The sequence below is a fragment of the Pseudomonas sp. P1.31 genome (assembly GCF_001269815.1).
In the GTDB taxonomy this organism is placed as follows: domain Bacteria; phylum Pseudomonadota; class Gammaproteobacteria; order Pseudomonadales; family Pseudomonadaceae; genus Aquipseudomonas; species Aquipseudomonas rustica.
In genome coordinates this window covers 383,139-390,212 of sequence record NZ_LHVN01000003.1, presented here as the reverse complement: position 1 = coordinate 390,212, position 7,074 = coordinate 383,139, and the positions used below count along the sequence as shown (strand labels likewise).

General features: G+C 58.4%; 6 protein-coding genes. All 6 read right to left on the bottom strand.

From position 1 onward, the window contains the following. Positions 1 to 130: 130 nt before the first annotated feature. Positions 131 to 847 (bottom strand): ABC transporter ATP-binding protein, encoded by a 717-nt coding sequence (locus AD669_RS02480; protein WP_053116799.1) that lies wholly within the window; start codon positions 845 to 847, stop codon positions 131 to 133. Continuing rightward, a complete protein-coding gene (locus AD669_RS02475; RefSeq protein ID WP_053116798.1) occupies positions 844 to 1,716 on the bottom strand; it encodes an ABC transporter ATP-binding protein in 873 nt (290 codons plus the stop codon). Before AD669_RS02475 ends, AD669_RS02480 begins: the two co-directional genes overlap by 4 nt. After that, positions 1,713 to 3,014: a high-affinity branched-chain amino acid ABC transporter permease LivM gene (gene livM, locus AD669_RS02470; RefSeq protein WP_053116797.1), complete on the bottom strand. Its 1,302-nt coding sequence runs from the start codon at positions 3,012 to 3,014 to the stop codon at positions 1,713 to 1,715. Before livM ends, AD669_RS02475 begins: the two co-directional genes overlap by 4 nt. 3 nt (positions 3,015 to 3,017) lie before the next feature. Beyond that, complete coding sequence (locus tag AD669_RS02465; RefSeq protein WP_053116796.1) at positions 3,018 to 3,932, bottom strand: branched-chain amino acid ABC transporter permease; 915 nt, start codon at positions 3,930 to 3,932, stop codon at positions 3,018 to 3,020. Positions 3,933 to 4,176: 244 nt separating this feature from the next. Further along, entirely contained in the window at positions 4,177 to 5,310 is a 1,134-nt protein-coding gene (locus AD669_RS02460) for an ABC transporter substrate-binding protein (protein WP_053116795.1), read from the bottom strand. A gap of 368 nt (positions 5,311 to 5,678) precedes the next feature. After that, a complete protein-coding gene (locus AD669_RS02455; protein WP_053116794.1) occupies positions 5,679 to 6,962 on the bottom strand; it encodes an FAD-binding oxidoreductase in 1,284 nt (427 codons plus the stop codon). Positions 6,963 to 7,074 lie beyond the last annotated feature (112 nt).

The following is a 7,074-nucleotide window of genomic DNA, read 5'->3' as shown; positions in this document are numbered from 1 at the left end:
CAGGCTGCGATCTTTTGATGTTGTTTTTCAAGATCAAAAGATCGCAGCCTGCGGCAGCTCCTACAGGGAATTGTGGGTAATAAAAGCCCCGGGACTTGCGTCGCCGGGGCTGTGTATAACGTGCGAAGAATCAGTGCCCGCCCAGATAGGCGTTACGCACCTCCTCATTCACCAGCAACTCTTTACCGGTACCGGTCAGGCGAATCTCGCCGTTGACCATCACATACGCCCGATCCGACAGCTTCAGCGCATGGTTGGCGTTCTGCTCGACCAGGAAAATCGTCATCCCGGTTTTCGCCAATTCCCGCAGGGTCGCGAAAATCTGCTTCACCACGATCGGCGCCAGGCCCAGGCTCGGTTCATCGAGCAGCAACAACTTCGGCCGGCTCATCAACGCCCGGGCAATCGCGAGCATCTGTTGCTCACCACCGGACATGGTCATCGCCCGCTGTGTCCGCCGCTCTTCCAGTCGCGGGAACAGCGCGAACATGCGCTGCATGTCCTCTTTGGCGTACTTGTCGCCAATCGGGATGGTGCCCATCAACAGGTTTTCCTCGACGGTCATGTCAGGGAACACCCGCCGTCCTTCCGGTGACTGCGCGATGCCATTGGAAGCGATGTAGTGCGAGGACTTCTGGGTGATGTCGACGCCTTGATAAATGATCTGCCCGCCGGCTGCACGCGGCTGGCCGAAAATCGACATCAGCAGCGTCGATTTACCGGCCCCGTTAGAGCCGATCAGGCTGACGGTTTCCCCCTCGTTGATCTGCAGCGAAACACCTTTGAGCGCCTGGATCGGTCCGTAGAACACGTCGAGGTTTTTGAGTTCGAGGATCGGTTGCGTCATACCAGTTCCTCTTCGTCGGCGCCGAGATACGCCGCAATCACTTTCGGATCATTACGAATCGCTTCAGGCCCGCCTTCGGCGATGACGATGCCGTGATCCAGCACCACGATGTGGTCAGAAATGCTCATTACCATGCCCATGTCGTGTTCGATCAGCACCACGGTCAGATCGTGCTCGTCGCGCAGCAGCCGGATCATCGCGCTCAGCGCCTCGGTTTCCTGAGGGTTGAGGCCGGCGGCCGGTTCGTCGAGGCAGATGATCTGCGGCCGCGTGCACATGGCCCGGGCGATCTCCAGACGGCGTTGCTGACCGTAGGAAAGTTCACCGGCGAGACGGTTGGCGCAGTCCACCAGATCGACCACTTCCAGCCAGTAGAACGCAACATCCAGTGCGTCGCTTTCAGCCTTGCGGTAGCCCTTGGTGTTAAGAATGCCGGCGAGCATGTTGCGGTTGACCCACATGTGTTGGGCCACCAGCAGGTTTTCCAGCACCGACATTTCCTTGAACAGACGAATGTTCTGGAATGTCCGCGCCAGCCCCGCACGGTTCACCAGGTGCGTGCCACCGAACATCTTGTAGTACATGCGACTGAGGAAGGATTTCGGCGAAACGAAATCCGACGCTTTGAACGACTCGCCCAACAACTGGATGACGTTGGTCTGCTGGCCGCGCACGTTGAGCTCGATCTTGCCGCCGGAGGCTTTGTAGAAACCGGTCAGGCAGTTGAACACAGTGGTTTTGCCAGCGCCGTTAGGGCCGATCAAGGCGAAGATCGAGTTGCGTTTGACCTTCAGGCTGACATCGCTCAAGGCCTTGATGCCACCGAAATGCATCATCAGTTTTTCAACAGAGAGTACGACTTCACTCATGGCGCAGTCCTCTCATAGTGAATGGCACCTTTGCGTGGAGTGACCCCGGTACGGCTGATGCGGATCAGCCCACGTGGTCGCCAGATCATCATCAACACCATCAGGATGCCGAACAGCAGCACGCGATATTCAGCGAAGCCGCGCAGCAGTTCCGGGGCGACGGTGAGTACGAAGGCTGCAATCACCACGCCGATGGTCGAGCCCATGCCGCCGAGGACGACGATGGCCAGGATCAGTGCCGATTCGAAGAAAGTGAACGAGGTCGGGTTAACGAAACCTTGATAGGTGGCGAAAAACACACCGGCCAGACCCGCCGTCGACGCGCCAATGGTGAACGCGGAAAGCTTGACCAGCACGTGGTTGAGGCCCATCGAACGGCAGGCGATTTCGTCTTCACGCAAGGCTTCCCAGGCACGGCCGACCGGCATCTTCACCAAACGGTGTTTGATGTACAGCACAGCTAATACCACGAGGAACAACACCGCATAGATGAAGTAGTACTTCACGTCCGGGTTGTAGGCGATGCCGAAGAACTCATGGAACGGCACCCCGCCATCCTTCGCCCGTTTGCCGAACTCCAGACCGAAGAACGTCGGCAGTGGCGCCGGCATGCCGTTCGGGCCGCCAGTCAGCGACAACCAGTTGTTAAGGATCAGGCGAATGATTTCACCGAAGCCCAGGGTCACGATCGCCAGATAGTCGCCGTGCAGGCGCAGTACCGGAAAACCGAGGATGCAGCCGGCAAGGCCCGCAGTGATCGCCGCCAGCGGCAGCACCGTCCAGAAGCCCAGACCGAGGTACTGATAACCGAGCGCCAGACCGTAGGCGCCGATGGCATAAAACGCCACGTAACCGAGGTCGAGCAGACCGGCCAGACCGACCACGATGTTCAGCCCCAATCCCAACAGCACGTAGATCAACCCGAGGATGACCACGCCCAGCAAATAGGAGTTGGAAACAAACGGCACGATGACAGCCAGCACAATCAGCAGCGGGATGATCCAGCGCAGGCTCGATTTGTGATCGGCTGGCAGTACATGCACACCCGACCCGGTGCTCTCGAAGCTGTCGAGAATTTTCAGGCCTTTGGGGGTTTGCAGGAACAGGCTGAGGGCAAACCGGCCGATCATGATAACGCCAATGATCCACGCCACACGGGTCGATTCGAGGTTGAAGCTGTAACCGTCGAGGACGACGCCGACAATCGGCCCGAATACGATCAGGGCAATCAGGCCGGCAAGAATCGCCTCAACCAGACTTTTTTTGATATCGATGGTTTTTTTGGTGGTTGAAGACATCGCTTACACCTTCGACACAAGAGGACGGCCCAACAGGCCCTGCGGCCGGAAGACCAGAACAAGTACGAGCAGCGAGAAGCTGAACACGTCTTTGTAGTCGGAGTTGACCAGGCCGGAGAACAGCGACTCGGAAATCCCGAGAATGATCCCGCCGAGCATCGCACCGGGCAGAGAGCCGATACCGCCGAGCACCGCAGCAGTGAATGCCTTGATGCCGATGATGAAGCCGGCATAGAAGTCGAACGTGCCGTAGTTCATGGTGATCAACACACCGGCCAATGCCGCCATGGCTGCACCGATGATGAACACGTAAGAGATCACGCGGTCGGTGTTGATCCCCAGAATCGAGGCCATTTTGCGGTCTTGCTGAGTGGCACGGCACATGCGCCCGAGCTTGGTGTACTTGATGATGTAGGTCAGTACGCCCATGCCGACGAACGCGGCCACCAGAATGAAGACTTTGGTGTAAGTCAGTTGCACGAAGCCGGTGCCGATGTCGACACGCCACGCGCCAGTCAGCAAGGTTGGCACGCCTTGTTGTTTCGCGCCTTGAGCGATCTGTGCGTAGTTTTGCAGAATCAGGGAGATACCGATGGCGCTGATCAGCGGTGCCAGTCGGGTGGAGTTGCGCAGGGGTTTGTAAGCGACTCGTTCAATGACCCAGCCATACACCGCCGTGACGACGATGGTGAAGATCAGTGTGCCGAGCATCAGCAGCGGGAAAGATTCGATACCGAAGTAAGCCAGCAGAGCCAGACTGATTGCCGCCAGGTAAGCAGAAATCATGTAAACCTCGCCGTGAGCGAAGTTGATCATGCCGATGATGCCGTAGACCATTGTGTAGCCGATGGCGATCAGGCCATAGACCGACCCGAGGGTCAGACCGTTGACCAGTTGCTGCAGGAAAATACCATCCATAACGCAATCTCACGCAGTGAGAACCTGCACGCCTGTGGACGTGCGGCTCTTCTAGGGAAAATACAGATTTACGTCGGAGCAATGTCAGCCACGATCAGCCTGACCACCACCGCCCCCTGTAGGAGCAAGGCTTGCCCGCGAAAGCGATTCAACATTCAACAAATGCTGTCGCCTGTCAGTCCGTCTTCGCGGGCAAGCCCGGCTCCTACAAAGGAACCGTGGGATCAACTGATCGCGTCAGCCCTTACTTCTGTTTTTCCAGCTGGTGATATTTGCCGTCCTTGTCCCACTGGTAAACCACGTAGTCGGAGACTTTCAGGTCGCCCTTCGAGTCCCAGGCTTTTTCGCCCATGACGGTTTTCACCGGGTTTTTCTTCAGCCAGGCAGCCGCTTCTTCGCCCTTGTTGGACTTGGCGCCGTTGAACGCTGCGGCCAGGGTTTGTACCGAAGCGTAGGCGTACAGGGTGTAGCCCTCAGGCTCGGTGCCGGCCTTGCGGAACGCGTCTACCACTGCCTTGCTCTCTGGCAGCATGCGTGGGTCGGCACCGAAGGTCATCAGCACACCATCCACGAATTGCGGGCCACCCGCGGTGGTTACCAGTTCATCGGTCACAATGCCGTCATCGGACATGAACTTGACGTCTTTCAGGCCTTGCTCACGCAGTTGACGAACCAGCGGACCGGCTTCCGGGTGCAGACCACCGAAGTAGACGACATCGGCGCCAGCGCCACGGATTTTGGTGACGATGGTGCTGAAGTCTTTTTCGCCACGGGTCAGGCCTTCATACAACACTGGCGTCACGCCACGCTTGACCAGTTGGGCCTTGGTGGCATCCGCCAGGCCTTGGCCGTAGGTGTCTTTGTCGTGCAACACAACGACTTTTTTACCCTTGAGCACATCGACGATGTAGTCGCCGGCAACGATACCTTGCTGGTCGTCACGCCCGCACATACGGAACATGGCGCTGAGGCCGCGCTCGGTCACTTGCGGGTTGGTGGAACCCGGGGTGATCGCGATTACGCCGGCTTCGTCGTAGATTTCCGAGGCTGGAATGGTGGAAGACGAGCAGAAGTGGCCGACCACGCCAGCGACTTTCTGATTGACCAGATCCTTGGCGACCGTTACCGCTTGTTTCGGTTCGCAGGCGTCATCGCCTTTGACCAGAACGATTTTTTCCCCGTTGACGCCACCTGCCGCGTTGACCGAATCGGCCGCCGCTTGTGCACCCTTCATGTACTGCTCGCCAAATGCCGCGTTGGCGCCCGTCATTGGACCCGCTACACCGATTTTGATATCAGCCTGAGCAAACGCGGAAACACCCAACGCAGTAGCCACTGCGAGGGCCAGAAAGCCTTTCTTGTAAAACGTCTGGGACATGAGGTGGTGCTCCAAGGTTTTTTTTAGTTGGCACTGCGACTTCACTTCACTGAATGCGCAGAGCAAGGGCCGTGCCATCGGTTTTTTATTCTTCAAAAAGTCGCTGCTTTCTTGTTATTTCGACTGTTTCGTTCCCATTTTCATTGGGCGTGCAACCGTCTAAACCGCGGAAGGTGAAACCATTTATTTTTTCAGGCGCAACCCGCATGCGCCATCATTGCAACCGCGGCACCAAACGACGTGCAACCAGCCTGTAACAGCCCGCGTCACCGAACTGCACACTGCTGGTGCGGGACTGCTACAACCCGCACCATTACAGGCTAGTCGCTGCATCGAAAAGCGCCGCTTCCGGCAACATAATTCAACACTCAAATCACGATGCGCAGGCACTGGCCCGCGTGATACAGCGAGAACCCGGCCTCGTACAGGCAACTGCGCAAGCCCACGCCCGCCAAGGGCTGCATCGGTGCAAAGGGAATTGGCAGGGCCTCGGCATTGCCGTTGCACAAGTAATCGGCGAAGGCTTTGCCGACCACCGTGCCAGTGGTGACGCCACGGCCGTTATAGCCCGTGACAGCGACTAGACCCGGTGCCGGCTCAAACAGACGCATCAGGTGATCGGGCGTAAACGCGATGCGCCCGGTCCAGGTGCATTCCCATTCGACGGGTTTCAGTTGCGGGAAGTAATGCTGCTGCACCCGATCGGCCCAGGCCTTGAGAAACCAGGCCGGTTTTTGATTACCGTTGCCGAGGCTGCCGAGCAATAACCGCCCTTCTTTATCGCGGCGGATGCTGCTCAACACCTGGCGGGTATCCCACGAGCCTTGCCCACCCGGAAGAATCTCCTGCGCAGCGTCTTCGGTCAGCGGCACCGAAGCGACCTGATAGTAATAACCGGGGAAGAAATTGCGTTTGAGTTCAGTCCAGTCGCCCTCGGTGTAGGCGTTGGAAGCGATGACCACTTGTTCGGCGAGTACCGAACCGTGCTCGGTTTGCACCGACCATTTCGCGCCCTGACGCTCGAGTCGAGTGACCGGTGAATGGTCGAACATCTGCCCGCCGAGGCCGAGCACCGCGTTCGCCAGCCCGGTGACATAAGCCATCGGATTGAGCGTGCCGGCGCGACGATCGAGCAGTGCGGCGGCGATTTTTTGCGTCCCGGTGGCTTGTTCGCAAGCCTTGCCGGTGAGTAGCTCGACCGGTGCGCCGCGACGTTTCCATTGTTGCTCGCGACTGCGCAGATCGGCCTCGCCCTTGGCGTTGTGCGCCATGTGCAGCGTGCCTTCGCGGCGCAACTGGCAATCAATGTTGTACTTGTCCACAAGGCTGAACACCAGCGCGGGCGCGGCCCCGAGCATGCGATTGAGCTGACTGCCGACCGCTTCACCGAAACCGGCTTCGATCTCGTCCGGTGGAATCCACATGCCGGCGTTGACCAACCCGACGTTGCGCCCGGAACCGCCATGGCCAGCGCGATGAGCCTCCAGCACGCAGACGCTTTTGCCCTGTTCCAACAGATGCAGCGCGGCGGACAACCCAGTAAACCCGGCGCCGATCACACAGACATCGACTTTGACTTCACCCTTGAGCGCCGTGTTATCCGGCCTTTGCGGCGTAAGTTTTTCCCACAGACATTCTTCGCGTAACGGCATTGCCAGACTCCAACAGAAACCTAACCAAATGCGCTTGTGGGGCCGCCAAAAGATCGCAGCCTTCGGCAGCTCCTACAAAACCGCAGCCTGGCGCCACCTATGTAGGAGCTGC